We start from the raw sequence: 25,863 nt of genomic DNA, 5'->3' as shown, positions 1-25,863 counted from the left end.
TAGGCTATCAAGTTGCGATTGAGCCTCGCTGGTGTCGACCGATATGGATGCCAGCAATTTTTTATCTTCCATTTATCTACTCCAATAAAAAACCCGCCGGAGCGGGTTGGTTTTATAGTTCAGATTAGTCTAGTGGGGTTATTTGAATCACTTCTGACTTTACAGTTTTTATAGCAGCTATGTTGCTTGCAAAAAACAAAACGAATTTCATCCTTATTGGTAATGGATGATTGTTTGTTCTTTTACCTAAATCATCAAGGTATTCTGATATTTCTGGCGAAAGTCTATAAATCTCATTGAGCCTGTTTATGCAACTTTGATTATCAAAGTTAATGGTTTCGATTCTGTGAGCGAACTCGTTTCTGATTTTACGGAAAATACCAAGGCTGACAGCTACAGATTTTTTTATCAGTCCAAGCCGATAAGCTGCGGCAATTCGGGACTCAAGCGAGGAGAATGGTGCTGAAGGCCCATGAAATAACTCATCTTTTGAGTTAAGAGGAGGAAGCAAAAAAGATGAAATTAATTCGAGCAATCCTTCCTCTATCATACTTGAGGCTACTAGCACGCATCCCCTATCACTTTCAGCAAACAACGTATCCATGATGTCGCTTATCTTCTTGGCAAACTCAGGCCCAGAAAAAATGTTGTCTTCCATTAAAAATCTCCATTAGCTCTGCGAGATACGCCAAGCGTCGATTGTAGCGTACTGATATACGGTCCGTTACGCTCTGCATCAGAAATCAGAAACTCAATGACATAGTTACCATCAACCTGATTAGCGCCCATATACTGAGGTTGAGCATTCGACACCTGATTGTTGATGACCACCTGCACGTTTAATCCACCACCACTACCCTGCAAATCCTTATTGCTGATGACTGAACCGTTATCACCGGGGATCATGTACTGGCTGCCATTACTGGCCTTGTAGATTTCAGGCATACCGCCCTCACCTACCTGGTACATCGAGCCAGCCGATACAGGACCGCCGTTTTTCCTGCCGCCAGAGAGCGTCTTAGACAACGCGAACGCCCCAACCAGTGCAGCCCCACCAATGATAGCAGCAGCACCAAACGAGCCCACAGACGCAACCAGAGCAGCAGGAAGCCACGCCGCCATTGTCGTGCCAGCAGAGGCTGTGCTCGCCGCAGTGGTAGTGGCAAGGCCCCCTACCTGCGCCGCGGTTACTGCAGCGATTCCAGCTTCTTGAGCCGCGGTTCCCATAATCGCTGACTTAACTTGCTGAAGACCCATTTCAACGAATGTCTGAATGACACTACTCAGTACGGTATCAGCAAGACCACGCATAGCGTCTGAAGCTGACTGAGTGCCAGTTATCACGCTAGATAGTGCAGAGCTCGCACCTTGACCAAAAGAGTCAACTGCAGCACCCAGCGCTTCGTAACCAATGCTTTGTTGAGTAAAGAGAGCCCATTGCGCATCAGTTCTAGCCTTCTCGTACTGCATGTCAGCTGCATTTTTCAGCATCAGGGATTGGTTGTGAGCAATAACACCTTGCTGCTCATACTGCTGGATTAACGCAAGTTGCTGGGTGTGCTGGTTGGCAAGGCGCTGAACTGGGTCAACATCACCGGCGGCCTGCTGCTGTGGCGTCACAGCCTGCCCTGCACGTATTTTTGCTAAAGCTACCTGATGCTGCTGCTCCAATTGTTCGCTAGTTTGGTTGTACTGCTGCTGGGTTATCCTCTTACCGTCGAGAGCGGTTTTCAGATCCTTCATATCCTGCTGATAAGAAGCGTTCTCTCTTGTTTCAGGGAGGAGTTTTTGCGCAGCGGCCTGGGCTTTGAGAGCATTCGCCTTATCCCATGCCGCTGCCGCATCACTTTCAACTTGAGCAACCTGTTGTGGTGTGGCATTCGTTAACTTCTGTTTTGCCGCCAGTATCGCCTGCTCGCGCGAGAGTTCGCTCGTAGAATCAGCGGCCAATTTCGCTTTCTGACTGTACTCTTCAACAACCTTTGCATTTCTTTCTGCCTGACTCTCCCCTTTCTTCTGCTCCGCTGTCAGTTTCTTATGCGAATCGAGATTGGTGTAAGTCGCGGCAGCATCATCCATCATTCGCTTAGTGTGCGGATCGTCTTTCGAGAATCCCGCATCCTCAGCAGCATACTGGGCGGCCAACTTAGCCCTTGCGGCACCTTGCAATTTAGATAGCGCCAGATTTCTTTCGGACTGCTGAATTAAGCTTTTTTGCCCGGAGGTCAGGTTATCGGTGGACTTCTTCAACAATTCAAAGTTAAAGGCCGCCTGAGATGCTCCGGTGGAAAGATCAACAATCTTGTTGTAAAGCTCAACCAATTCTGGCTTGGCGTTTTTTGATGACGAAATCATTTCGCCAATTCTTAACGCTAAAGTCTGGAGAGCCTGCGGGGATGGGTTGTCGCTTAAATCGGCGAGTTGCTTAGTAAGGCCAAAGGCCGCCTCTTCTGATATTCCCAACTTAGATGCTACAGCACCGACAGTATTACCTATGCTATTGGCTGTTGCCGAGAACGCCTGTCCAGCCCCATACGCCTGCTTCATTGCGGAAGAGTAATCAGAAGTCGTTATATTTAACGACTTAAGGCGATCGTTAAATCCCTCTATTGAGGCATAGCCACCTGCTAACGCTGATATTGCTTTGTCGCCAAACGAGAGAACAGAGTCAGCCGCATCACCTATCGCTTTGGGTATTTTTGAGATGGCCTGATTGTATTCAATTAGAGCCTGGTTTCTGAGCAATGTCGCAGCGGTGGCATTCACCCTTGCAAGGTTTGCGTATTTGTCAGAAAGCGCTGCAATTCCCTGAGAGGAAACAGAGATAACGTCATTCATCCTCTCAGCGGCATCTTTAAGTGCATCCATTGCACTTTTACCGCCATTAAGAGATGAAATTAAAGTCCCCGCAACAACAGTCCCAAGCGCTATTAGCGCCCCGACGATAGCGCCTCCAGGACCAAACGCCCCGGCTAGCTGCGATCCTTGCTGACTGAAAGCAACCAATGCAGATTGTCCACCCTGCACCTGTACTATGAAGTCCTGGATTTGGTAGCCGGCTTGCTGAACGCCCCCCCTTAACCCTGAAGACATCACTTTCGAGGTAGCGTTAAGTTGCGTATCAAGTTTTTTGAATTGCCCTGATGTTTTTTGTGCATTATCGCCAATGCTATCGAGGGCTTTATTCGCCTGCTGCTGGCCGGTAAGCAATTTTGCAACATCTGCCTCGATCTCAATGTAGATTCCGCCAACATTTTCACCTTCCGCCATGCTCCCTCCGGGCAATAAAAAACCCCGCCGAGGCGAGGTTTATCATTAATTTGATGTAAAACTAATTACAGCTCTTTGACTCTATTTCCAATTGCTTATCAAGAAGTTTAAGCATATCTGTATTTTTCGACATCAAAAGGAATGGGTATTTTGAGTATTTAATAAAAACATGTCCGCTATCACCGTCCGTATAGACGAATCTTCCTCCGATTCTGCTTATATCTGTATGCCCTGAAACTATACCGCAGACAGCGTTTGAGCTTTCATGTCTGAATACCTTTACCTCTGAGAATTCCAGCCCTAACAATGGGTTGAAGTTACTGTCGCAATTAATGACTGCGGAACCACTCCTGGCTTTCCCGCTGTCTTCAAGCAACCGCCATCTTTCGCAGTCTCCTGGCTTATACTTCTGAGATAACTCTTTCCTTACAGCCTCTTTTGCGTCATTAACAATCTGAGCATCAGATTTTGCATAACAAAATGGCGACAAGAAAAGTAGTCCGATAATGATAAACCGCCTCACATCGCCACCCCGCGCTCTTTGTGAATGGATTTCTCATTCATCATTTCTATAACGCTCAGGCCGAAATCGGTTAGCGTATATGGTCGAGAAAAGAGGTTAATCATCTGCGATAAATGCTTGTGCGGGTCCTTCAATACGGGATCGTCAGGATGCTTTCTCGCATTGGTATGCGCCACGCCAACCAACCCGAATACGAGTTGTTCAAAAACGACGGTCTTGGTAACTCCGTCATAGGTCACCGTATCGCCGCCGGTTGTTTCTTTTAGGTGCCGTAAATATGCCCCTGCGATTTCTTCACCCAGGCGCTGCAGCTGTTCTTGTTCGCTCATATCCCTATCCACTTTGGTTTGTTTTCGACAGATTAGCAGGGATGCGGGAGAACGACAAAATGCCTGATCGTTTGTCAGGATGTTCGGCGGTGCGCTTCCAGGGTAGGTTAATGCTTCTTCTGCATACGTATATTGCAGCTTAAGAACGATGTACTCGATATTCTCAAATCGAACCATAGGAAGGAAAAATGAGCGAGCCCGAAGCGAAGCCAGGCAATACACAACCCCCGCAGCAGCCGACTAAGCAACCCCCTCAGGAAGTTAAGCCGGGAACCAACTTCTCGCTTGAGCGAAGATTTGTTGGGAACTCTGCCGACAAAGTCAGAAAAAAAGATAGCCCACAGTAGAAATAGCTAATGCACAAACCGGAGTGAGGATTGTTGCGATCCTCGCTCTTTCTAACCTTGATCTGATGCGCTCATTCATCTCACACAATTCTTCAGCTGTATTATGAAGATTGACTAATCTAATACGCCTGATAACTGACATCGGGTTGCGGTCCCCATTGAATCCCGCTTCTGTAAGCTCGTCGTAGTGTTCTTGGCTGAGTGACTTGTATAGGCTGGTGTATAGATCTGCTGGCGGAGAATTAAGCAAGGCACGCATCTGAACAGATAACACGCCTACAACCAAGTAGATAGCGCACGCAGCCCAATAGAGCATAAAAACCCCGATCCCCAAAGTCATAAAACGAGGCTGATTATTTTGTGTCAGTAATAAAAATGAAGAGCCGACGCCAACAATGAGGATACCGAGAAGCTTGTACCCGTTTTCCCGGTTAATTGCATTTGATTGCTCAATTTCCTTGATGCATCCCTCACCTTGACTTTCAAGATATTCGACGAGGTCATTATCGGCGCTGAGGAAATGATCCCAGGGGAGGTTTGTCATTATGCATCCCTTCTTAATTTTGTATTGAGCGATTTTAGCTGATAGGCAACTGGTTCATAAAGCAAAAACCCACCCTAGCAGGCCTTTTCCTCACCTTCTTCTCTCTTATCAAGCCAGTCTTTTATCGGTAACGCTGAGATGAAATGCACATACCCGCACTCTTTGCATATAACACGATATTGGTAGTTCATGATCGCCTGAGGATGGCCGTTTGCATCACCCATTGTGGCATCAGCTATTATCACTTCATTTGACTGGCAAGGATTAATAGTTCTCTGTGTGATTGCGACATCTTCACCGCCGCAGAGCATGCACCTGAAAACCTTCACGCCTCTTTTATAGAGGAATTCCGATAATAACTCGGGGGTTACTCTTTCTAGCTTCTTCTGAATATCCATCACGCCTCCGCATCGACAACGGAGCGTTTTGCACCATGCCACTCATGAAGCACTTTGCCGTCATTCGACTCGAGGATCGCAACGTCTGATTCGTCAAGGAAGAGGAAGCCTTCTATCTCACTATGATGCGATGGTTTCCAGTATGGGGTCCGCCATGATACTGCTGGTTGTTCGCCCTCATGACGACCAGACCTGACCCCATAGGATGCTTCTACAACCTCGATAGTGGACTGAGTCATGCCACCGTGCATTGTTCTGCCTGAATTTAAAGTGATGTGAAGGTACATGATCATCTCCAGATGAAAGCCCACGCAAGTGGGCAATCCAAAAACCACGGTTCTGTGGGGTTCACGCCTCAAAACCAGGTAGGTACATTTGAACCTCGTCAACTACACGGGCGCGGGCCGCCAACAGTAGCCGTTTTCTCCCACCAGAACCCCACTTACCCATTCGACTTGCGCACTGGCTCACTTCCTTAGTTTCTGCGTTTATCACATGGTCTATTTTGTTTAAGCGGGCCATGGCATCAAAGCCCTGGCGAACAAGAGACTGGAAGGTTTGATAAACACGGATTTCAAATTCAGCACTGAGCCAAGCAGCATAGCGAATTGCGACGATCTCCAGAGCCCAGACACCTTGATTCAAACCGCCGTTAATAACCTTAACTGGTTGATTTTCTTCCAGAGTGCATTTTTGCATTCTGGCTAAGGTTCGAACAAATTCCTTAACCTTCTTAGAGCGAAGGAACTGGCTTGGCCCCTGATTTTCTTTGGCCTGACCACTGCATACAGCGGAGGCGTGCAGGTCGTTCAGGCTGTAACGCCCATAGTCATCGACACGAACGGAAACGCCGTTTACTGATACGGTTGGATATTTCATCGTATTTACCTTTCTGTGGTGCGAGCCTGTTCGCGTAGACATGGGCAGCCAAGAGCGGAACGATGAAATCCACCGCCCTGTCTCAGACTCACACTACGGAAAGCTCTTGCTGGAAGATACGCACGCGAATGCGCGATTTGTCGCGGGTATAAAAAAGCCCCGGACTATGCCGAGGCTGGTTTATTTGGTTTTGCTGGCTTGTTCCTGCTGCATCATCGCCTGCCACCGGCGATCGTCTTCGTCCATAACCGTGTCGTACTCCTCGCGGGTGAAGCCTTTCTGGTTCGGGTATTTGACGTTGAGCATCAGGGCAAATTCCGTCATGGTGAGATTCTCGGCCTCATCCCGGCTTATACCGAAGTGATTTCGGGCCGCCATGATGTAGTCAGTGGCGCGAAACTCCGACGTAGTCTCGTTGCTTTCATGGCGCTGCAGCTGGCGAATCTTCGCCTTGCCGACGATGCCGTGCGTCATCAGGTTTTGCGCGATGATAATCATATCCTCCGGCGGAAGACTGCCCGGCCGCCAGACGAAACCGCGTTTGCGCCCTTTCCCCGGACGCATCCAGCCGACCAGATCACCTATATCATCGTCGCAGCACGCCGTAAGCACCGTATGCGCTGCCATGATGACTTTGCGGGTCAGTAGCCCGCTCTGGATATATCGCAGCACGCAATCCGGGAGACGACTGTACTCGTCGCGGATATAGGACTCAGCCGCGCGCTGTATTAATGGAGTGGCCTCGTCGTTGCACAGGTCATAGAACGCCTGAACGATTTCAGCAGGCTCGCCGATGCGCGCCATGTTGCGGAATGACGGCCGGAAAAAGAATTCCCGGTAATCAGTACCGATAACGCATTCGCCTAATTCTTTAATGGGTGTCATAGTCGCTCCATAAACAGTATCAAGGGCGCCGCAACGCCCTTTGTACTATTCACGACGTGGTTAGTTGATCGTGACCGTGCATGCCACTGAGGTGATCTTGACCGGTGTCGCTGAGGAGTCGGTGACCTCACAGGTGTAAACCCCGGCGTCACCAGATACGGCGCTCGCTTTGTTAAACGTTGCCGTGGTTTGCCCGCTGACAACCGAACCGTCTTTCTTCCAGACGTAGGTGTATGGAGACGTACCGCCATCAACCACCACCGGCATGTTAAGTGCAGAACCGGCCGCAACAGATTTGGTCGCCGTCAGGTTGGTGGTAAATGCCAGTGCCGGGCCAGCGACTTCAAATACGACGGTGTCAGCATCGTAAACTTTCCACTCACCGGAGAAGGTGGAAATGTCGGACGTACCAAAATCACCGGACCATGAGGTAGTATTGAAATAACCCATGATGTAGGTTCCGGCGTCTTCGCCCACAAAGTCGAAGCGGACCCAGACCGTCGGCTGACGGCCGGCCTGCACTTCATCGAAAATATATTTCGAGATAGCGATGGCGCCAACTTCCGTCGTTTTATCCTTCTTGCGGAACTCACCTTCCCCTGAGATGGTGAAGTCCATGTTGTTGACAAGGTTCTCAACCAGACCTTTCGTATCGTCAGCCTCAGAGGTGACGGTATTCATGGAGTAGTCGAAGCCCTTAGTCGTCAACGCCCCCAGGCGTTTCCATTCAGAAAGCTCAGGGACCGTATCCGCACAGCCCATAGCCATGCGGAGCACGGCCGCCTTCCCAATCAGCTTGCCGGTATCATTAGCACAGCCTTGCATGTGTACCTCTCAAATAAAAAAGGCCGCCAGATGGCAGCCTGATGGGTGATTCTGGCGATTATTCGCCGTATGTGCATGAGACGAGCAGCCGGGTTACTAACCGGCCCTCTTCGGTGGATATTGGCGCCGGAACATTGCCGACAAGACTCAGCGCGCCTACGCAGTCATCCGCGCCAGATTGTGCACTGATGTATTCGACGATGGCGTTAACCGCGGCGTCAGCAGCGTCAGGATTCGATTTCGATGAAACGACATCGACCATCACATACCAGTCACCGCCGCGGTCGTACTCGATATTGGTACCGCCAGAAGGTCGAAATACGATGAACTGATCGGCATCCTTGCCGGTGTCGCGCCATTGCCGCCACTGCACCTTAAACCCGGAAGTTAGCCCTTCGTCTACAAACAGGTCCCTCAGGCGCATATACATCGCAGGTGTCATAGCGAAAGCTCCTTTTTAACCGCGGCATCAATCTGGCTGCGGGTATCCTCGAAGCCCTTCGTTAAGAACTCTTTCTGCGCCGATGCGCGCCGGAAAGTTTGCTTCACTTCCGGGTCGTGAACAAACACCGCATAAGACGCCGTGTAGCCAACGCGCCCGGTCACCCGCACACCATTAGCAGTGATTTCCCGGAACTGGCTATTGATGAGCGTCGACGTATCGATCGGGGTGTAAAGTGATGCCTGAGCACTACCGATGAGCATCGCCGACTGCAACGCGCGCACAACTTTTCGCCCCTGCACATCCTTAATGATGCGGTCGAGATTGGCCTTAGCCTGGCGGATGCCGCGAACTTTAGCGCCCATAGTCAGACTCCAGACGTAAAAAAGGCCGCCGTAGCGACCTTGTTTTGTGAATTATTGGGCTCGCCCATGGTTTTCATGGTAGCCATACTTAAATTCTGCTGACTTTCTTGCAGCAACAGCATCAATCAGGCTCTCATAATATCCGAGGTGAATCTGCCCACCCGCATGGTTAATCGAAGCAACCCAACGATTATCCCTTAAGCGCCAATGTACCCCGCAAACGCCAGAGATATTATTTTTATGCCTTGCCGAATTCCTTCCATTACCAACCCTGTCGACATCCCTTAAATTAATTAGGCGATTATCGTTTCTGACACCATTGATGTGGTCAATGAAGCCCTCTGGATAGGCTCTGTAAGATAGCGCCCAAGCTATACGATGAGCCTTCATAAGCCTACCTTGAATACCAATCTCTAAATATCCATTGATGTTCAAGCAACCTGCTTCTTTCCCGCAAAATCTAGAGTGCCAAGTATTGAATACCCTTTCGGTTGAAAAATGAATCCTTGGTCTAGGTTTCCAGGTAATAATTCCAGTTTTTGGGTTATAACTGAAACATTGATGTAAAAAATCGATATCAGGGTCATTAGCCATAACAAACCTCACAGTAGGTTTCACAGAGAGAGGTGCGCGGCAACAGAGTCTGTGTTCTCTGCTTTCGACTGGCCGGTCTAGCCGCGCCATTACATTTTATCACGCGCTGGTGATAATCGCATAATCATCCGCCAGTCGCTCGAACGTATCGGCGAACTGGACGATCTGCCGAATCTCGTCGGCCTCGTCCGGCGGCTGCAGTGCGGTTGATGCACCGATAAGAATGGAATCCCCATCCCTCGCCGCGGCGTACTCGGTCCATATCGTGTTTTTAACCACGATTTCCCGGCCGAGGTCGCCAATTTTCGCAGAGAGTCCGCCCTGGTAGTCGCAGAGGATAGCAATCGGCTGCTCCCATCCGTACGGCTGACCTCCGCCGTCGGTATCGCTACCGTCAGCATCGCGTATGCGCCGCCAGATTGTCGCCGTTGCCGTGTATGACCATGAAGCCGATGACGACATTACACCACCCTCGTATAGGATCGACCCTGCCGGATATGAGCAATGGTCGCTTTTGAAACACCATACTTGCTAGCGATAACAGTGAGTGAATCACCTTCAGAAATGGAGCGACGAATTTCGCGCACCTGCTCATCAGTGAACTTGGCGTGTGGCGGGGTAACACCGAACATAGGGTTGCCAGCGCCTGAATTCTTGGCTGATATCTTAGCTTTGACCTCAGGCTGTCTGCTCATACCTGCACAGGCCGGAACTTTGCCGAACCAGCAGTTCTTATCTCCGCGCCGGCTTTCCGCCATATTAGCCTTGGATTCTTCGGTGTGTATAACTCCGAGGCTGTTCCCAGCGTTTGGCGCAATGTTAAAAGACGGGTTTAATTCGCGAAAGAATCGCTGCTCGGCTGCAATAAGTTCGGATTTATCACTCACTACCTCCAGAACGGAAAACTCAAAGACACCTTTGCCATGTTTATCCCATGACTTCTGAAGGTTTCTGTTTCCATGCGTGCCTTTTCGGAGCTTGTAGCGATGGCTGGACCACCGGCCAGAAATGTTAACAGTGGAGCCGATATACGCCTCACCAGTGATGGTGTTGGTAATCTGATAAACGCCTGCAACGCCATTATAAGATGGCGCACTATGGTGCTGATGGCTTAAGATTTGATGAGCCATGAGTTACCTCCGCAATAGGTAATGATGGTTAGGGCCGGTGGTAATGTTGACGCATTCCCCGGCTCGTTAATTTTACCATTTGCTGGCTTTTTATACACCAATTCTCATTCCCTCCATCGCAGCACTGCGGCGCCTGTGGCCCGTATGCGGGCGCAGTTGATGAACCACTCACCGCCGCTTTTCACGTATGCCGTCGTTTGCTGGCCGGTATCGGTCATGACCCACACCCGGGTGAACGTTCGCGGCAGCCGCTGCTGAACTGAAATCCAGGCCATTACTTATCCCCGCACATGCATCCGCCTTTGCCTATCCATATACCGGCAAATGCTGGCGCAGCAGTCGGATCGGCAGGAATAAGAGCGCTAGCGCATCCGTATTTATCCAGACTACGAAGGAGGTTTACAGAGGCCTTCCATCGGTCTGAAAATGACTGGTAGCGGAACGATCGAGACGCGCCGCTGGGAGCAGTCTGGCTGGAAATGTACTTATCGCCACTCCCGAGCCCCATTAGAGCCAGCAAGTAAAGCTGAATCAGCAAGGCTATTGATGCCGGGTAATGCGCATCAAGACATTCCTGAATGCTGTTCGCCTGGTCAATGAACGCCTGCAGGACAAAGTCGGGGATCTCGATGCCCTGCCCGCTGAGGTACTCCTTAGCCTGTTCGAGAGTGACCATTATCGACTCCGAGAGAATGAAGCCCTGCTTTCACAGGGCATAAAAAAACCGCTTTCGCGGCTATTCTTCTTCGCTTTCTGCTTTGCGCTTCCGGCCCGTTTTGGCCTCTGGCGTCGCGGGAGTTAACTCCCCTTCGCTAATCATGATGACGTGCGGTTTTAATGATGGGTGCAATCCCTCCATTTCAACCACCTGACCGGCACTTACGCCATGCCACGGCCTGACAACCTGGTACTTAGCCATGCCATCCCCTTACGCCAGGTTTGCGCCGTAGACAACACCAGAAAGTCCCTGCTCGTCTGCGGTGATTTGCAGCCCTTCAGCAGACATAATCTGGAAGTTGTAGTTAACGTTCGGCAGTGGACGCGGCAGCGGAACAACACCAACGGCCATGCCAACCAGCGGGGAAATGACATCCTGACGGCGCACATATGCGATGAACTCATTTCCGCTGAGGGCGAAGGTAGGACGGACTTCACGAACCGGCGCGAACGGCAGGACAGCCTGCAGGACGGTTCCGCTGACTACACCGTTGACGACATACGGCTGCGCGAGGTTCGCCCAGATTTCCGGGGATACCCACATCACGTCGTACGCTGCAACTTTGTTAGCACGGGCCAGAGTGCCGAACGCACCTTTACCGAAGAACTCAAACAACTGAGTCATGGTGGCTGTGGTCAGGTCAAGGTTTGCACCACCGGCACCAGAGCCAAGGTTCAGCTTTTTGGTGTTGCGGTGGTTCTTGATACCTTGCGCCGGGTAGGACTGAACCTGAATTTTTGAATCACCGTTCAGGTAGTAGTTAACGCGCTTCTGATTGAATTTGCGCATCTTCGCCATCTGCGAATCCAGAACCAGGTCAATGCCGACCGAGTTCATGCCAGCTGCATGGCGCCAGTTAACACCGTAACCCGCGGTGAATACCGGGATCGGGTCACCATCGCTGGCGTATTCAGTGTGGTCGAAGGAGAACGGCGCCTGGCCGTCAATGCTGACAGAAACATCATCAGCGATATCGCCGACAACGTTATACAGTTTCGCAGTTTTGCCGACAGAAAGGACAGTCTGCACACCGATCAGGTCGTTAACGATTTCAATCCCTACTTCCTGATCGCGCAGCTGCAGCACTTGACGGTCAATCTCAGCCCAGAAGTCGCGAGTAAACCCGCCTACTGCGTTACAGGCCAACATTTCCGGCGTCATAATCGCGCGGTTAGCCGCAATAATGGAATCGTTCTGCAGGTTCCACATATTGCGGTTAGCCCACAGCTCGTTCCAGTGACCACCAAGGCGGGAGTTAGTCGCCAGCGTCTCTTTGGAGAAATACATATCTGGTTATCCTTTTGTTATGCGCCAGCGGCAACGGTACCAACGCGCATACGCACGCGGATGTAATCGGTGGTACTTGCAGCGATGGTGTATTCGTCCTGGCTATAGCCGATCACCGAGTCAGTGTCAGATGTCGCAAGGGTGAATTGACCAGCGGTGCCGAGCTTGATCGGGCTATCTTTCTTATACGCACCCGGCAGGCAGCGCAGAGCAAGTTCGCGGCCTTCTTCTACGTAGTTGCCTACTGCGGAGTCCCCGGACGGGATTGCTTCAGTGATGTTCAGGCCCTGGTGGTAACCGACATCAATGATGTACAGGCGGCCGGTTAGCGCGGTGGCCTGCGCAAACTTTCCAGATGAGTTAATGGTTGCGGCGGTACCAGGAAGCAACGCAGCGGCAGTAGTTCGGGTTTCGGTCTTGTACAGAGACTGACCGTCGATATTAACGCGACGATAACGTGCCATTATTGCGGCTCCTTATTTGAAATGTTCTTCAGCGGTCGGCGCGCCGGTTGTTTTATGCTGCTGACCTGCGTTAGTACCGAGAACTGCAGCTTCACCCAGCGATTTGTACATCGCTTCAAGCGCTTCACCTGTCAGCGCATTCGCAACGATCTCACCGTGAACCTTCGCCACTGCATCACGCTTGGTTTTCTCTTCAGCGCGGGAGTTGGCGGTCAGAGCTTCCGAGAGTTTGTCCTGGTTGACCTGCAGCGCGTCAACTTTATCCGTCAGAGGCTTCAGCGCCTTTTCGGTATTGGTCGCAACAGCCTGGCCGATCATGCTGCCGATTTGTTCCAGTTCTTCTTTGGTTAAAGGCATGTCGCCCTCCGTTTGGTGGTTTGTTGCAGGCTGTTCCTGCGGTGTAAATAATGATTTGAATTTGTTAGCTACGACTGCGACCCACGACTCCTGGCGCGCTACTGCGGTGCCGGTATCGTCGAAGGTGATAACTCCGCCCTCAGACTTGTACCCAAACACCTCAGCAGTTCCGCCGTTGCGGATGATTACCGCTTGCGAGTCAGTGAAGTCAGCAATCCAGGCGTATTCATCCGCGCCCGCCGCAAACTTCGCTTTGGCTGCGCGATCGAGACGCTGTTCGCGCTCCCTGTAGGATTCACCCACCAACGCGCCTGAATTAGCCCTCAGAGGCTGCGCGAGGTCTGCGTTGACCATCAGGCCCACGCCCTGCTCTGGTGTCGCCGCGCCAACCTCATGCAGCAGAATGGCGTCATGGTCCATGCTGTGAATCTTCGCCACCCACTCGGCGCCAGTAGCTCTCTGTTGTTCGTTAGGCTCAAGCTGGTCGAGGAAAGCGGCGACACTGGTATGAATGGGCGGAACGTCATCGCCACGCTCAATAGCTGCGACGCGCTCAAGTAGTTCTCGCCCGCCTTCCGACTCTTCAGCTCGAGCCACATCCACCCATTTTTCTACGTAGATACGATTGCCGGACTTCTTAACGTTACGATTCCACGCGCCTACGTAGCCGACGTTAAGACCTTCAGGAGAGAAGGCCGACACGAACTGACCGTTAACCTGTGGATGACCCAGCGGCGCGAGCGTGCCTTCCAGCCCCTGATAGTGGGCGTTGATTTCATCTTCTGTGTACAGCCCGCCATTCATGACGACGTTCGCCGGCAGCGTGTAACTCGGCAGTACCAGATGCTCGCGATCGTTGTATGTTTCGCGCCTGATAGACTGGCTGTTCACCTTCGTGGTGATATTGACCTGCATAGGCATAGTTATTTCTCCGCCCAGGCGTAACCGCGCGCCTGCATCGATTTATATTCCTGTTTGAGTTTCGTGATGGTGTCCGGGTATTCCGGATTACCGTCCGCATCCACCAGCACCGACTGCTGGCTGCATTTGCAGTTGATGGAGTTGCCATCCTTGCTGTACCAGTCACGGACCTCTTCATTGGTGTAGAGGTGGGCATGGCGCACTGCGTGGGTATGCCGCGTTGTCGGTGAAAGCGCCGAGATGTGAACCAGAAGCGTTTTAAGGCCGTAAAGGTCATTCGCCTCCTGGTCTTCATCCCACTTAGCCCGGCGCAGCGCGGTAGTCACTTCAGTGCGTGCTATACGGTTTGCCCGGCGCTTCTCGATGCCGGTCTGGTCAGTCAGGTTGCGGGCAATGTCCAGCGGATTGAGACCACGGCCCATGCCATCAGTCAGCACGCGCGCCATGTCGCGCTTAACGTCAGCCGTCAGCCCCTTCATTTCCTCAAATACACGCGCATGCACCAGCGCCATTCGTTGCTGGTACGGGTCGCTTGCGAGGATGGACGCCAGCGACTCACGACCAGCGGCGTACACCGGCGACTGCTGGCTGAGGTTGTAGAACGACTGCCCGGTCCCTTTCTCCGAAGCCAGATCGATGTACTCGTAAAACCACAAGTCGTAATCGCCACCTTCAAGCAGTACCTGATCAACCAGGTAACTGGCATCGTTCAGGATGATGGAGAGTAGCGTTGGGTTTAGCTGGTATTCGTATCTGGCGTTTACTGCGAGGGAGGAAGGTATTTTGTCGAGTGCTGATTTGTACGCTTTGCCAATCTTATTCATCCGCCTGGCGAAGTCTTTCATTGCCCGGCGTTCCAGCGCATCGGCTCCGGTCGGATCCTGGTAGTTACGCGGCAGAATAGGTGGCTTCGTCTTCTTCGTCGCCATCCTCTTCTCCTAACGGGAATTCATCGACGTTTTCATAACCGGCAGCTGTGCGAATTTCTTCGCGACTGAATGCCGGACTTTCTCCGCTGCCCTGGAACGTCTGGTTAATCTCAGCCATGGTTTTTGCATTGGCGAGCTTCTCAGTTCCAGTCTGCTCGTTGAGGTCATCCCAGATAACCGTCTTCTCGCTGACTGCATCAATAATTTTCAGGTCGATGAGCTTGTCACTGAAGTCTTCAATTTCGAATGACAGGTCACCTCGCCGTGACTGGCAGCGACCGTTGAAATACTTCTGATCTTCAGTGCTTGAACGCTCAGCCTGCTGATTGCCGACAAGAATACGCGCCGGGATATCCACCCCAGCCGAGGCTGTCTGAAGGTTGACATTGTAAGTAGGCGACGGGTCTGAAACAGCAGAGACCATCGACGTGACCTGCGCGCCCTGGGTGATCAGGAGTACATCGTTACCAACATTCAGCTCTCTGGCTGCTTCGTTATAGCGCTCCTGAAGCTCATCTACCGAGACGCCATACAGCGAAGCCAAATTTGCAAAGTCGATGTCTTTATCAAAGTTGATAGCCTGCTTGTTTGAGGCATTTTTCAGGAACGATTCACCAGAACCGCCCTCCACCTTCTCGAGACTGACAAAGGCGTTATAAGGAGGCTCAAGGAAACCAATGGCATCATTCGAGTAGTCACCCAGGATGAAGACGCGATCGGGATGCACGAATCGCTGATTGGTCCCTCCGTTTGGCAGACTCTCAACGTATTTCCACTGCTTTGGCTGACCGTAGTCTGCCGAATTCTCGTCAGTTACCCATTGACTGACAGTTAACGAACCGGCCCATGCGATCGTAACCTTTTTTAGTGACTTCCCACGAACAACCGGCTGGTCCCACTTTCTGGAGTCATTGATGTGCAGCAGGATGCCAGCATAGCGACCGACTAAACGGCGGCGGTCTGCTTCAGCAAAAGCGCGCCAGAGTCGCTTAGTGAAAACCTTTTTGGCGCTCTTCTCCCAAGGGGTTTCATCCTTGCTCTCGTCGGCGTCGTCACCCTCGATGATTTCCGGGTTAGTCTGCCAGCATTTGCCCACCAGCTTCTCAACAGCACCGTGAGCGATACCACCGCGACGGTACAGGGCATAAAGGTTTTCGTAGGTTACCTGCTCAGGGAAGCCATACTCACACCATGCGGAATGGCGCTTATTGTCCAGCCCCATCGTTGGCGCCATCAGCCCCATTCGGGCGCGCGCCATCCGCGCATCGTTCAACGCATGGTTGACGGCGAGAGTTAATTTGTCAGTCATGGTTTGTCCGTTTGGTTAGCGAAGGCGTTTCGGAATCATCATCCCCATCGACTGAGGCTTGCGTTTGATATACCCGTCCAGACCGTACCGGACGCCGTCCCAGCAGTGGTTGTTCTTGTCCTCAATAACAGGCAGAACCTCACCGGTGATCCGGTCCGTTTTGTACGAATAAAGCCGCGCTTCTTTCGCCGTTTCTTTGCAGCGAGGATGAATGATGATTTGCTTGAACCCGCGCAGGCAGGTAATGCCGTCCTCTACGCTGCCCTGCCATTTCTGGGCGGCTGAGATATTAAATCCCTGCCCTTTGATATGGCTGATGGTTTCCGGTCGAGAGTTATCGGCTTTGATGGGCCATTTACGCGCCTCAGGTATGCCGGGGAATTTTGCCTCGTCAGTAACCTTCCACTCTCCAAGTTGTTTCGGCGTGGCATCGGTTTTGCCAGCGTAAAACTTCCACATGTCGTCGAGCTCTACGCCATTGCCATAGGCCTCGTATTCGATGTAAAGAGTACTTTCGAGGATGAACATTCTTATGAGAGTGCTGGGGTCTTTCGCGAATCCAAAGTCAGCACCGTACAGCAACCGTTCAGCTTTCTGCCACAGGTCATCAGCAAAGCTCTGCACGATGTATTTATTCGCCAGCACCTGCTTGTCTGAGTTCTCCAGATAGGCGCCTTCCCAAATCCACGCATAATCGGCGTAGTCGAGGTTTTCCATATCTTCGAGGCGCTCTTCTTCGAGTACATCCGGGAACCACGGATTGTCGCTGTAATTCATCTCGACAATCATCGAGCTTTTCGGCGGGTTCTTTCTGAAGAGCTTGTCAGTGGCGCTGCCGTCTTTCTCCGGGTTCCATGTCACCCATATTTCAGAGCCATTTTCTCGCACCGTAGGGCGCAGCTTCTTCCAGGCCGTCGCCGATACCGACTCAGCCTCATCTACCCACGCAACCAGAATGCGCGCCTTTGACTTAATACTGTCGAGGTTGTGGCGCAAACCGCAGAAGACGTAGCTAACGTTGCGGTTTTTGGTGCGGATGTACTTTTCGCCAATATCGAAGTAATCATCCAGCCAGGGAACAGACCGAATCGCCTGTTTCACTTCCTCCATCGATGACTCTTCGAGGGAGTTCATAAACTCGCGAGCGCAGAGAATGACGCCGCTTAATCCGCTTTCGGCTGCCTGATAAGCTTTAACTGCGCTCATCAGCGCGAATGTGCGTGTCTTTGCGGAACCGCGACCACCATGCGCGCCACGATAGCGAATGCCCTCTGTCGCGAATACGGGAACGAGCTTCGCCGGGATTTGTAGGTCAACCTGGCTTTCCATTTTTTGGCTCTACTCCTACCAGTCTGATCGTCGTTGGTCGCGGCGACATGCTACCGTCAGGGCTGGTGTGTTCGACTTTTTGCTTATTGCTGTAAGCCTCACCCACCTCTTTGGCTGCCTGCTCCAGTAGTTGGGCCGTCATGCCGATGTTCTTCATGTTCTCGGCAGTCGTCGACATTCGCTGCAGGACGCGCAGACGGTAGGCTTTGTTGGCGATCGGGATGTCGGAAATTTCGTTGAGGAAGCGGTCGCGGGTGGCGCTGAACAGGTCTACCCATTTTTTGGCGAGCGTCTTACCACTGACCTTTGTCGGGTCGTGAGTTTCGACCTGCTGACGGGTGATGGCGATACCGAAATCTTTCTGGACAGCCTCGACCACCTGAGAGGGCGTGTCATAGCACGCAAGCATCTGAATGATGTAGGCTTTCACTTCTGGTTTTAGTGCAGCCATGTTTCACCATCCGTCCAGTACAGTCCAATTATTAAGCCAGTTTCAGCATGCAAGTCCCGCAAGCCCTGGCAACATCGATATGAGCAACCTCCGCCGGCCTGTTCGCCGCATCCACCATTTCCTGCACGTCTTTGCTGGCACCGTAACGCCGGACCACTCCAACGAATTCCTCGACGTCGTGACCTCGAAGTTTAAGCACCGGCATCCCGGTCTCTTTGTTGAACTTCGGCGCGCCATAGTCATCGGTAGCCTGGGCGATGTGGTAAAGCTCATGCTCAACCAGTGCGCAGAACTCCAGATCGTTACATTGTTCGCAGTAGTCAGCAGCCAAGGTGATGATGAACTTCGGTATGCGACCGAACCATTCGTGCATCTGCTGCTCCATGCGGGACTTCTGCCAGCCGCCGGCGCGCATCATTACCTGCTCACACTGGCCCAGCACAATGCGGCCACTTTTGGCGAATGAGCCTGAAGCCCACATGAACGCGACGTCAGCATCGAGCAAATGCGTATGGTCAGGGTTATGGATTCGACCATCTTCGGGGAGAATATGCTGATTTACCCACTCGCCGATTTCGGTAGCAGGGATAAGCCGGGTGTAAGGCAGCCAGTTTTCGCCAGTGAAGTTGACAGGGGGGAATGGTCGGCGGTCTTCATTTTGAGCCATACAGAACATTCCTCTGGGTTGCTCGAATACTTACCGGGTAATTTTTTATCCGGCAATTCATTAAACTTATATAAAACTCTGCCAATGGCACTTTTCAGATAACATTTTCAGAATATTATAAACGCGACATTGCCACTTCTTCTCAGAGTTGCGCCGCCACTTCTCGTCTTTGCGAGCCGTCAAGATGTGGATCACCTCTTTGGTCGACACCAGATCTATGCTTCTTGTCGGGTAAGCATTATCGAAGCCACTCTGTGAATGGCTCCTGTAATGCAGGCTCTTATCTCAGCGCAGCCCCTTACTGCGTGCCGGATGCTCATCTTCGAGCGCCAGCGTTGAGATTTTTGGCCTAACTGCTAGCCAGGCCGGCTTCTCCGGTAGTCGACAGAGCCATATCGACAGGAGAATGAAGAGTATCAGCATAGCGCGTTACTTTTTAACGCTGTCCGGCATTACCGCACCAACAACGCCAGCCAGCGCTACGCCGCCAGCGATGACGGTTTCCTGAATGCCCGGAGGCAGCTGATAACCAAATACACCGGCAACAACAAGAATGATGCCGCGCCAGGTTGACGGCTCTTTCAGCCGGTTAATGAGATAGTTCATAGTTCCACTCTTTCCTTTACCCAACCATAGAGAAAATCTTCATTTGCCGCCCGATCTTCAGCAAGCTCAAGATAGCGGGCGCCCTGGCTACAATTCAGCCCCTTCAGCAGCGTGGTTTCACCGTCTTTTCCGCGAACGGCCAGATAGCTTTTCAGCGCTGCAATAGTGATGTTGCCTATCGCGCCGTCCGGCTTCAGGTCCGGATAGAGCTTGCCCTGCATATTCAGAGCTGATAACCAGCGCTGCAGGAATGTACTGGCGACACGTGGCCCCATGTTCACGCCGGTATCACATAACTCCTGCGCAATGGCTGGCGACAACTCGGCGATGCGGTCAAACTTCGGTTCAGTCCAGTATTGCGACAGATAAATGGCTTTGGCGGTTTCCCGCGGTAGCGCCTTCATATCACCTGCGTAGCCATATGCACGGGCGGTAGTCTGAGTGATGCCCCAGTGCGTTGGCCCGCCTTTATCATTAGGGTTATTTACGTAACCCCCTTCTTTACCGAGGATGCCCTCGATAATCTGATCTGCTGTCATGGCGCCTTAACCCCGGTAATGCGCTCCCAGAAATAGGTCAAAGCAACAGAACCCATTGCCCCGCTAATTCCGGAAGTGGCCAGTATCATGTAAATGCTCAATCCGCTTTCAATGCTCACCAGACCAGCAATAACGCCGGTAAACCCTGAAACCACCATTTGGGCAAGAGCATTGATCAAGCTCCATGTTGCCTTGCTCTGCTTCACATCTATCAGGTAGCGGACAAGTCCACCCCAGCAAGCAATCATCAGCAGAACCAGCCAGGACATCCCGGCAATGCTCTCTTTGTCTTGCATACGTTTAGCCATAGTTACCGCCTCCGATTAAAGATCGGGAAGCTGTGTGTTTGAAAAGGGTCAGGCCCGTCAGGCTGGATTTAACAACGAAGCGTGTCGATGATGATTCCTGCGGGACCTGATAATAAAAAACCCGCTCAAGGCGGGAAGGAATACCAAGGGTAAAAATGACGGCGCGGTAGCCTTAAGGGTCCCAAGGCAGGGGATATGGCGGCCTTTGGCGTTGCGCTAACAACACCCCTGATAAGTTGGGGTATGAACCCGTCATCAGGTCAGGCCATTATCTGGCGGGACAGGAAGGATTCGAACCTTCGACCATTCGGTTAACAGCCGAACGCACAACCGCTGTGCTTCTGACCCAGAAACGACAAAGCCCCGACGTTTCCGCCAGGGCTCTTTTTATGCTTCATGCCGCCACTTAAAGTTAAGGCAGCATATCAAAGTAGACTCAAATATGACGCATTTAATCTACTTTTGCAATACTCTGCTGCGAAAATGTCGTTTTTTGTTCCGAACGTGTTTTTGTTAAGGCGAGTAATGCTTCTCGATCCAGCTGAACAAACACCGCATGCATAGCCTCCCAGTGCACTGTAAACGTCTTGGACCAGTTTTTTACCTCTACACCCACCATAGCCGCAAGATCAGCGTACTGATACTGGCCGCACCCTGCCAGCTCCGCTTTCGCATCCTGAGCCGCCAGCCAGATAAGCTGACGCAGGCGATCAACCGTTTTCTTTGCGATACGCGCACCGGCCAGCTTCTCGCTGAATTGCTCCCATGCCCACCAGGCGATCGTCTCCTGGTACTCCCAGCGGATATTGTCGCTGTAGTTCCAGAGCAGCCAGGCTTTCTGATGCTCTTCCAGCGACAGCAGTGCGCGGCGCCATGATGCCGTTGAATACTCCACGGGCTGAACCAGGGCGATTGCTGAGCCTTTGGCGCGGGACTGTTTCCCCGGTACCGGCGGATTGCTCGGCTTAACCATTCTCCCGGTTGCCGGGTCGACTACCTTCATCCGCTTACTGCTGCGCGCCGTCGCCTCAAACATCGCGTTTTCCGCAAAGGCTACCAGTTGCCCTTTCGTCGCGCCGCTCAGATCGGCGGTGGCCACTATCAGCTGCTGGCGAACATACTGGAGGTATTGAGTGTTAATCATGCTTTCTCTCCCAGGGTCTGATAGATGCGAACGTAATTCCGTAAAATGCGATAGTCGGTCATCACCGTTCCGCGGTGCCGGCAGAGGCGGAGCTTTTGCCAGCGCTCCCGGATGCGATCAATTACGTCCTGGTTCATGCGGCCTCCCTTTGCTTGACGAGTGCGCGACGTAACGCACTGTAATGACGCCTGATGCCCTCCAGTTCTTCGATGGTGTATCGGTGAGGGGTGTTGTTGTTTTCAAGCGCCTCGACGCGCTCAACGCTGATTCTGGGTATCAAATTGATGCGGTATTGCTGCTGATTGCCGGACAGCTGAACATTGCAGTGATGGCACTGTTTATTGATATTGTCCTCGTTGTAGCGCAGGTGGGATGCTTTACCGCGGGAGCGGTAATGCCCGGCTTCCCACTGGACCGTCTCGAATGTTCCACAGCTGATGCACGGCAGGTCAAAGTCGCGCTCGCGAATGTAGTCATTAACGACGCGCTGGGTCATGTCTTCCCAGTGTTTGAGAGGTTTCACAGCTGCTTTGCGCTTGCGCCAGGCGGCACGCTCTTTTTTCTCTTTCGCCTGGGCCTGCTTATCGCGCTTCTTCTCCAGTTCCTGAAGCGCTAATTCAGAGCCATGCTCCGGACAGCACCAACGATGGTTTTCAAATGCTGGAGTAAATTTCGTGCGGCAGATTTTGCACCGGCGCTGAGTTTGCTTAAGCATGGCCACCACCCTGCACCTGCAGCAAAGTCAAGCTGCCACCGAACACCGCACCAGTATCGATATACATCTGGTTCGCGTATTTGAGAGGCTGGCGAGCCGGGGTATGCCCGAAAATAAACAGGTGCGCGCCGGTTATCTCATGCACAATTCCATCTTGCGCATCACTGACGCGTTCGCGGTTCCAGATCACCAGATCCGCATCAACTGGCTTATCAAACTCATATTCACTATGCGGATAATCGGCATGGCAAATTACGACTTTTTTATCACCTGTTTTCAGCTCAATGATGAGTGGTAATTCTGCTGCCTTATACGCAAGGGCTTTGGCAAGGCGCTCTTTGTCGTAATCAAGGTTAAAGAACCATCCGCCGCCGTTAACCAGCCAGTGATTAACGTTTCCGTGCGCTGACAGGCCGTCTATCATCATCTGCTCATGGTTGCCACGCACAGCCCGGAACCACGGCTGATTTATCAAGTCCAGACACTCAACATTCTCAGCTCCTCGGTCAACCATGTCGCCAACGGAAATAAGCAGGTCGCTAGCCGGATCGAACTTAATCTTGTCCAACTCATTCATCAGCAGCGTATAGCATCCATGCAGATCGCCAACCACCCATACGTTGCGCCAGTCAGCGCCGTTAATGCGTTGATAAATGCTCATGCAATTTTCCTTCTAGCAGCACGGCGCAGCCAGCGGACATCCGCCAGGTGGGCCGTATAGTGAAAGGTTGGGATGTCGGAAGGCTTTACTTCGACTTTGCGCCGGCGGCGCGCAGGAACGCGGGAAGATGCCGCGCTCCATTACTTTGGCGAGAAGACATTGCATACCCATCACCCCGCAAAGCTCAGCAGCTGACTGGCGGCATTTTCAGCCTCAGCCGGCGAGTGGAATTTGCGACGCAGAATGTAGTTCCAGAGCACATTCAGCACTGATTTGTAGACGCCGTTGAACTGGCTGTCGTCCATGCTGGCGAAGGAGATCGACTTTGCGACACGACGATGGCTACCGTCAGGCATCTGGTATTCGTCGTAAAAGCCAGCCTGAATGGTTGCCCACTCGCGGAAGGATTCGAAGTGCTTCAGCAGCGCCATATCGCGGGAACGAGAAATACCGACAGAGGAGAGATACATCTCCGCGGCGTTCTGGAGCGCGGCGCGCTGATCGAAGTCGGATGAGAGGAAGTCGATAAACCCGGATATGAGGGTACGCTCCGCGGGCTCAATGAGACCACCGGAAGGGGTCCAGTAGTGATACCCGAGAGTCAGAAGCTTGAAGAACTTTTTGTGGAATGCGTAATTCCGGGGCTTGCGGAACTCACCGCAAAGCAGTTGCCCTACCGGGATAAGTTGCAGGTATTCGCTGGTTCCCGGCTCTGCGGGAATCAGTACGTTTTGATAACTCTTCTCAAATTGCAGTGTTTGCGCCATGTGTCCCCACTTGGCGCCGGGGTAAAGTTGTCAGTTGTCCAGACTGACTAGGTAATTATCGCCCTTCCCGGGGATAAAAGCAAAATGAGCATATACGATAAAACCCCTCAGGAGAGGGGTTTGATTTCAACTGGAGGCTTTGCGTTCTGCGGGGGATTTAGGCATCAGTCGTCATCCTCGCCCCAATCGTCGTCATCGTCATCGTCATCGCAGGATGCGAGCAGTGGATTCATTCGCCGCCCTACCTGGCTGGCGTACCCGCGGCGACCGAGGTTGTGCAGCACGCCGTAGATTTCGAACATCTCGGTACGCTCATCGCCGATATCAAGCTCACAGGCCAGCGTGTGGCATTCAGTAGCGAGTGCCGATATTTTCTGAAGCAATTCGACCTTATTCACCTTTCACCTCCTGCGGGGCGCATGGAGGCGGCATCCAGTGGGTTATCTCGTTTTCGATAGCATCGCCGCAATGATAAAAAGTCTGTGTTTTATGGCTGTAGTGACCGCTTGTTACTTCTCCAATTTCAGCATCCCATAGGATTACCGATATGCGGTCTTCAGGCATCAGCTCGCTTACCGGAATCCACCTGCCCGGCACTGCGGCAGGTTCGCTGCCGGGTAACTGCGTGGCGGCTGCGAGCATGACATCCCACACTTGCTTCGTTGTCATCTGCCGGTCGCCTGCATCATACATCTGCGCTGTCGGCTCCTTCGGCACCATCACGTAACCATCCGGAATTACCGGAGAGCTGCCTGCCAGTCGGCGCAAAACGGTCTTAACAGCCTCAATACGGTCATCATCGCAACTTTCCAGTGTATCGATGCGGTCGAGCATGTTGATGGCGTTATCGATATCAGGGATGCCAGTCCATGCTTGTTTGGTATCCTCATTGGTGAGGGTACCAGCCTGGAGCATGGCGGCGCGGCAACGCTGCCATACGTACCAGTAAGATTCACGCCAGGCAATGTTGTCTGCCTCTGACGCCTCCGGGGATAGATCGAAAGAACAATCTGACGCAAACCAGGAATCGAATAACTCTCTTAGTTTTGTGTCATCCATCGCTACCGGCGCTGGTGATGCCTCACGATAAACAGGAATATACCCAGGACCAGCGTCCTCGCTGCCAGCCTCGCCATCAACCACCCCGCGAGCCAGATACGCATCATTGAGCCAGGCTATTGGCTCACGTTCTGTTTCCGGAGCTGGCTGCGCGTGGCGATAAAACTTAGTCCCGCATGGCATGTTCTGAATACCGACGAGCAGTTTTAGTTCTCGCTCGCCAATGCTTTCCGAATCGCCAAACACTGATACCACTTCAGCCACCGGCTCGCTGTCCACCTCTGGTACGCAGGCAAGCACGCGATCTGTTAGCTGGTTCTGCGCCTCTTCTACGGTGTTCGGGCCACCTAACTCTGTGTGAATTTCAACGACCCCGGCGAAGAAGTCGGCAATTTCGCTCTGAATGATGTCTCTGGTTACTTTGCTGGTCATAATATCTTCCTCACGCTCATTGCACCCTCAGGCCAACAGGCGTATGTTTATCGCCGTCAAGTTTGTGGGCTGTTAGCTCAGTTGGTAGAGCACTGGACTCTTAATCCATTGGTCGCGGGTTCGACCCCCTCACAGCCCACCACTCCTTGATACCTTTCGAACCAGAAAACTACCGGCGCATTAGTCGGCTGGACTAGTCCGAACGATTCCGCAGTGCGGTAACTTCTCGACGCCCGGCGCGTCACATCAACCTGAGTCGCGATGCGGCTGCGAAAGTCTTCAACAGTGCTGCACATTTTGAACAGATTGCATGGAATGCAGGCTGGCACCATATTGTCGATGTTGTCGTTTTCTGGCTTATCCATCGCGTATCCCTTACTGATATTCCTGCGCACAGCCTCAACGTGGTCGGCATGGAATTTATCGCGCAGCTCACAGCCACAGTAAGCGCAGCGGCCGCCAAATTTCATGCGTAGCTCAGCGCGCTGTTTTTTGGTCAGTGCCATCTACTCAACCTCCCACTTGATGCCAGCGGCAGTAAGACGCTTCTCGATCTCGTCCAGGCAGCAATTCCAGGTGAGCGCTGCAAATGGGACATTTGAGGTATCAACCCGTGGCGGCAGCTTCACGGTGACGGTGCGGGACTCCAGCTCGGCGATGCGCCGCTCT

General features: G+C 52.3%; 33 protein-coding genes, 2 tRNA genes and 3 pseudogenes. 1 reads left to right on the top strand and 37 read right to left on the bottom strand.

Annotated features, from left to right (window positions below):
• Nucleotides 1-124 precede the first annotated feature (124 nt).
• The 35 genes and pseudogenes from AC07P6_RS13065 to AC07P6_RS12895 all read right to left on the bottom strand — a co-directional run bounded on the left by AC07P6_RS13065 (nt 125) and on the right by AC07P6_RS12895 (nt 25,194).
• The gene (locus AC07P6_RS13065; RefSeq protein WP_478316541.1) at nt 125-658 is read right to left on the bottom strand and encodes a hypothetical protein; all 534 of its coding nucleotides are present in this window, start codon (nt 656-658) and stop codon (nt 125-127) included.
• Entirely contained in the window at nt 658-3,270 is a 2,613-nt protein-coding gene (locus AC07P6_RS13060; protein WP_478316539.1) for a phage tail tape measure family protein, read from the bottom strand. The genes AC07P6_RS13065 and AC07P6_RS13060 overlap by 1 nt, the downstream gene beginning before the upstream one ends.
• Before the next feature lie 519 nt (nt 3,271-3,789).
• Nucleotides 3,790-4,122: a hypothetical protein gene (locus tag AC07P6_RS13055; RefSeq protein ID WP_155032153.1), complete on the bottom strand. Its 333-nt coding sequence runs from the start codon at nt 4,120-4,122 to the stop codon at nt 3,790-3,792.
• 321 nt (nt 4,123-4,443) lie between these two features.
• Nucleotides 4,444-5,013, bottom strand: coding sequence for a hypothetical protein (locus tag AC07P6_RS13050; RefSeq protein WP_478316537.1), 570 nt, complete (start codon nt 5,011-5,013; stop codon nt 4,444-4,446).
• Between the two features lie 74 nt (nt 5,014-5,087).
• Nucleotides 5,088-5,411, bottom strand: a complete 324-nt coding sequence (locus tag AC07P6_RS13045) for a hypothetical protein (RefSeq protein ID WP_478316535.1) — start codon at nt 5,409-5,411, stop codon at nt 5,088-5,090.
• Nucleotides 5,412-5,759: 348 nt separating this feature from the next.
• Entirely contained in the window at nt 5,760-6,290 is a 531-nt protein-coding gene (locus AC07P6_RS13040) for a KilA-N domain-containing protein (protein WP_478316534.1), read from the bottom strand.
• Nucleotides 6,291-6,470: 180 nt separating this feature from the next.
• A complete protein-coding gene (locus AC07P6_RS13035; RefSeq protein ID WP_478316533.1) occupies nt 6,471-7,175 on the bottom strand; it encodes a DUF6246 family protein in 705 nt (234 codons plus the stop codon).
• 60 nt (nt 7,176-7,235) lie between these two features.
• Nucleotides 7,236-8,000: an immunoglobulin domain-containing protein gene (locus AC07P6_RS13030; RefSeq protein ID WP_478316532.1), complete on the bottom strand. Its 765-nt coding sequence runs from the start codon at nt 7,998-8,000 to the stop codon at nt 7,236-7,238.
• Nucleotides 8,001-8,058: 58 nt separating this feature from the next.
• Entirely contained in the window at nt 8,059-8,424 is a 366-nt protein-coding gene (locus tag AC07P6_RS13025) for a phage tail termination protein (protein WP_478316530.1), read from the bottom strand.
• Nucleotides 8,425-8,438: 14 nt separating this feature from the next.
• Nucleotides 8,439-8,807 (bottom strand): HK97 gp10 family phage protein, encoded by a 369-nt coding sequence (locus AC07P6_RS13020; RefSeq protein ID WP_132468084.1) that lies wholly within the window; start codon nt 8,805-8,807, stop codon nt 8,439-8,441.
• A gap of 51 nt (nt 8,808-8,858) precedes the next feature.
• Complete coding sequence (locus AC07P6_RS13015; protein ID WP_004223309.1) at nt 8,859-9,401, bottom strand: HNH endonuclease; 543 nt, start codon at nt 9,399-9,401, stop codon at nt 8,859-8,861.
• 99 nt (nt 9,402-9,500) lie between these two features.
• Nucleotides 9,501-9,863 (bottom strand): hypothetical protein, encoded by a 363-nt coding sequence (locus tag AC07P6_RS13010; protein ID WP_478316528.1) that lies wholly within the window; start codon nt 9,861-9,863, stop codon nt 9,501-9,503.
• Entirely contained in the window at nt 9,863-10,531 is a 669-nt protein-coding gene (locus AC07P6_RS13005) for a GIY-YIG nuclease family protein (protein WP_154952878.1), read from the bottom strand. Before AC07P6_RS13005 ends, AC07P6_RS13010 begins: the two co-directional genes overlap by 1 nt.
• A gap of 274 nt (nt 10,532-10,805) precedes the next feature.
• Complete coding sequence (locus AC07P6_RS13000; protein ID WP_478316527.1) at nt 10,806-11,207, bottom strand: DUF7370 family protein; 402 nt, start codon at nt 11,205-11,207, stop codon at nt 10,806-10,808.
• A 60-nt stretch (nt 11,208-11,267) separates the two neighbouring features.
• Entirely contained in the window at nt 11,268-11,450 is a 183-nt protein-coding gene (locus AC07P6_RS12995; protein ID WP_154964616.1) for a glycoprotein, read from the bottom strand.
• Nucleotides 11,451-11,459: 9 nt separating this feature from the next.
• On the bottom strand, nt 11,460-12,536 hold the full coding sequence (locus AC07P6_RS12990; RefSeq protein WP_064371279.1) for a major capsid protein: 1,077 nt from the start codon (nt 12,534-12,536) through the stop codon (nt 11,460-11,462).
• 17 nt (nt 12,537-12,553) lie between these two features.
• Nucleotides 12,554-13,000: a gp53 minor capsid family protein gene (locus AC07P6_RS12985; protein ID WP_064371280.1), complete on the bottom strand. Its 447-nt coding sequence runs from the start codon at nt 12,998-13,000 to the stop codon at nt 12,554-12,556.
• Between the two features lie 12 nt (nt 13,001-13,012).
• Nucleotides 13,013-14,278 (bottom strand): hypothetical protein, encoded by a 1,266-nt coding sequence (locus AC07P6_RS12980; RefSeq protein ID WP_478316525.1) that lies wholly within the window; start codon nt 14,276-14,278, stop codon nt 13,013-13,015.
• A gap of 2 nt (nt 14,279-14,280) precedes the next feature.
• Nucleotides 14,281-15,207 carry a phage minor head protein gene (locus AC07P6_RS12975; RefSeq protein ID WP_478316524.1) on the bottom strand — a complete coding sequence of 309 codons (927 nt, stop codon included), beginning with the start codon at nt 15,205-15,207 and terminating at the stop codon, nt 14,281-14,283.
• Nucleotides 15,167-16,516, bottom strand: coding sequence for an anti-CBASS protein Acb1 family protein (locus tag AC07P6_RS12970; protein WP_478316523.1), 1,350 nt, complete (start codon nt 16,514-16,516; stop codon nt 15,167-15,169). Before AC07P6_RS12970 ends, AC07P6_RS12975 begins: the two co-directional genes overlap by 41 nt.
• Nucleotides 16,517-16,531: 15 nt before the next feature.
• Entirely contained in the window at nt 16,532-17,845 is a 1,314-nt protein-coding gene (locus AC07P6_RS12965; protein WP_478316521.1) for a PBSX family phage terminase large subunit, read from the bottom strand.
• On the bottom strand, nt 17,829-18,296 hold the full coding sequence (locus AC07P6_RS12960; protein WP_478316519.1) for a DUF2280 domain-containing protein: 468 nt from the start codon (nt 18,294-18,296) through the stop codon (nt 17,829-17,831). The genes AC07P6_RS12965 and AC07P6_RS12960 overlap by 17 nt, the downstream gene beginning before the upstream one ends.
• A 31-nt stretch (nt 18,297-18,327) precedes the next feature.
• Nucleotides 18,328-18,963 (bottom strand): putative metallopeptidase, encoded by a 636-nt coding sequence (locus tag AC07P6_RS12955; RefSeq protein ID WP_478316518.1) that lies wholly within the window; start codon nt 18,961-18,963, stop codon nt 18,328-18,330.
• Nucleotides 18,964-19,392: 429 nt separating this feature from the next.
• A complete protein-coding gene (locus AC07P6_RS12950) occupies nt 19,393-19,569 on the bottom strand; it encodes a hypothetical protein (protein WP_167879619.1) in 177 nt (58 codons plus the stop codon).
• Nucleotides 19,566-20,108 (bottom strand): glycoside hydrolase family 108 protein, encoded by a 543-nt coding sequence (locus AC07P6_RS12945; protein ID WP_478316516.1) that lies wholly within the window; start codon nt 20,106-20,108, stop codon nt 19,566-19,568. The genes AC07P6_RS12950 and AC07P6_RS12945 overlap by 4 nt, the downstream gene beginning before the upstream one ends.
• Nucleotides 20,105-20,404, bottom strand: coding sequence for a phage holin family protein (locus AC07P6_RS12940; protein ID WP_139153343.1), 300 nt, complete (start codon nt 20,402-20,404; stop codon nt 20,105-20,107). Before AC07P6_RS12940 ends, AC07P6_RS12945 begins: the two co-directional genes overlap by 4 nt.
• A gap of 285 nt (nt 20,405-20,689) precedes the next feature.
• Nucleotides 20,690-20,764: transfer RNA gene (locus AC07P6_RS12935), tRNA-Asn, on the bottom strand.
• 103 nt (nt 20,765-20,867) lie between these two features.
• A complete protein-coding gene (locus AC07P6_RS12930; protein ID WP_478316991.1) occupies nt 20,868-21,557 on the bottom strand; it encodes a bacteriophage antitermination protein Q in 690 nt (229 codons plus the stop codon).
• Complete coding sequence (locus tag AC07P6_RS12925) at nt 21,557-21,697, bottom strand: YlcG family protein (RefSeq protein ID WP_221028347.1); 141 nt, start codon at nt 21,695-21,697, stop codon at nt 21,557-21,559. Before AC07P6_RS12925 ends, AC07P6_RS12930 begins: the two co-directional genes overlap by 1 nt.
• A complete protein-coding gene (locus AC07P6_RS12920; RefSeq protein WP_478316514.1) occupies nt 21,694-22,275 on the bottom strand; it encodes a recombination protein NinG in 582 nt (193 codons plus the stop codon). Before AC07P6_RS12920 ends, AC07P6_RS12925 begins: the two co-directional genes overlap by 4 nt.
• Nucleotides 22,268-22,936 (bottom strand): metallophosphoesterase, encoded by a 669-nt coding sequence (locus AC07P6_RS12915; RefSeq protein WP_406671781.1) that lies wholly within the window; start codon nt 22,934-22,936, stop codon nt 22,268-22,270. The genes AC07P6_RS12920 and AC07P6_RS12915 overlap by 8 nt, the downstream gene beginning before the upstream one ends.
• Nucleotides 22,933-23,101 (bottom strand): annotated as a pseudogene (locus tag AC07P6_RS12910) (NinE family protein). Before AC07P6_RS12910 ends, AC07P6_RS12915 begins: the two are co-directional and overlap by 4 nt.
• A gap of 5 nt (nt 23,102-23,106) precedes the next feature.
• The gene (locus AC07P6_RS12905; RefSeq protein ID WP_478316513.1) at nt 23,107-23,703 is read right to left on the bottom strand and encodes a DUF1367 family protein; all 597 of its coding nucleotides are present in this window, start codon (nt 23,701-23,703) and stop codon (nt 23,107-23,109) included.
• A gap of 164 nt (nt 23,704-23,867) precedes the next feature.
• Nucleotides 23,868-24,101, bottom strand: coding sequence for a hypothetical protein (locus AC07P6_RS12900; protein ID WP_478316512.1), 234 nt, complete (start codon nt 24,099-24,101; stop codon nt 23,868-23,870).
• Nucleotides 24,094-25,194 carry a DUF551 domain-containing protein gene (locus AC07P6_RS12895; RefSeq protein WP_478316511.1) on the bottom strand — a complete coding sequence of 367 codons (1,101 nt, stop codon included), beginning with the start codon at nt 25,192-25,194 and terminating at the stop codon, nt 24,094-24,096. The genes AC07P6_RS12900 and AC07P6_RS12895 overlap by 8 nt, the downstream gene beginning before the upstream one ends.
• 66 nt (nt 25,195-25,260) lie before the next feature.
• Between AC07P6_RS12895 and AC07P6_RS12890 the strand changes: the two genes are divergently transcribed.
• Nucleotides 25,261-25,336, top strand: a tRNA-Lys gene (locus AC07P6_RS12890).
• Nucleotides 25,337-25,340: 4 nt separating this feature from the next.
• Here the strand turns inward: AC07P6_RS12890 and AC07P6_RS12885 are convergent.
• Together AC07P6_RS12885 and AC07P6_RS12880 are read right to left on the bottom strand one after the other, a co-directional pair.
• Nucleotides 25,341-25,700 (bottom strand): annotated as a pseudogene (locus AC07P6_RS12885) (HNH endonuclease); the annotation flags it as partial.
• Nucleotides 25,701-25,859, bottom strand: a pseudogene (locus AC07P6_RS12880) (ead/Ea22-like family protein); the annotation flags it as partial.
• Nucleotides 25,860-25,863: the final 4 nt, after the last annotated feature.

The sequence above is a fragment of the Klebsiella sp. GFKo11 genome, from assembly GCF_056490265.1.
This window is presented reverse-complemented; position numbering and strand designations above follow the sequence as displayed.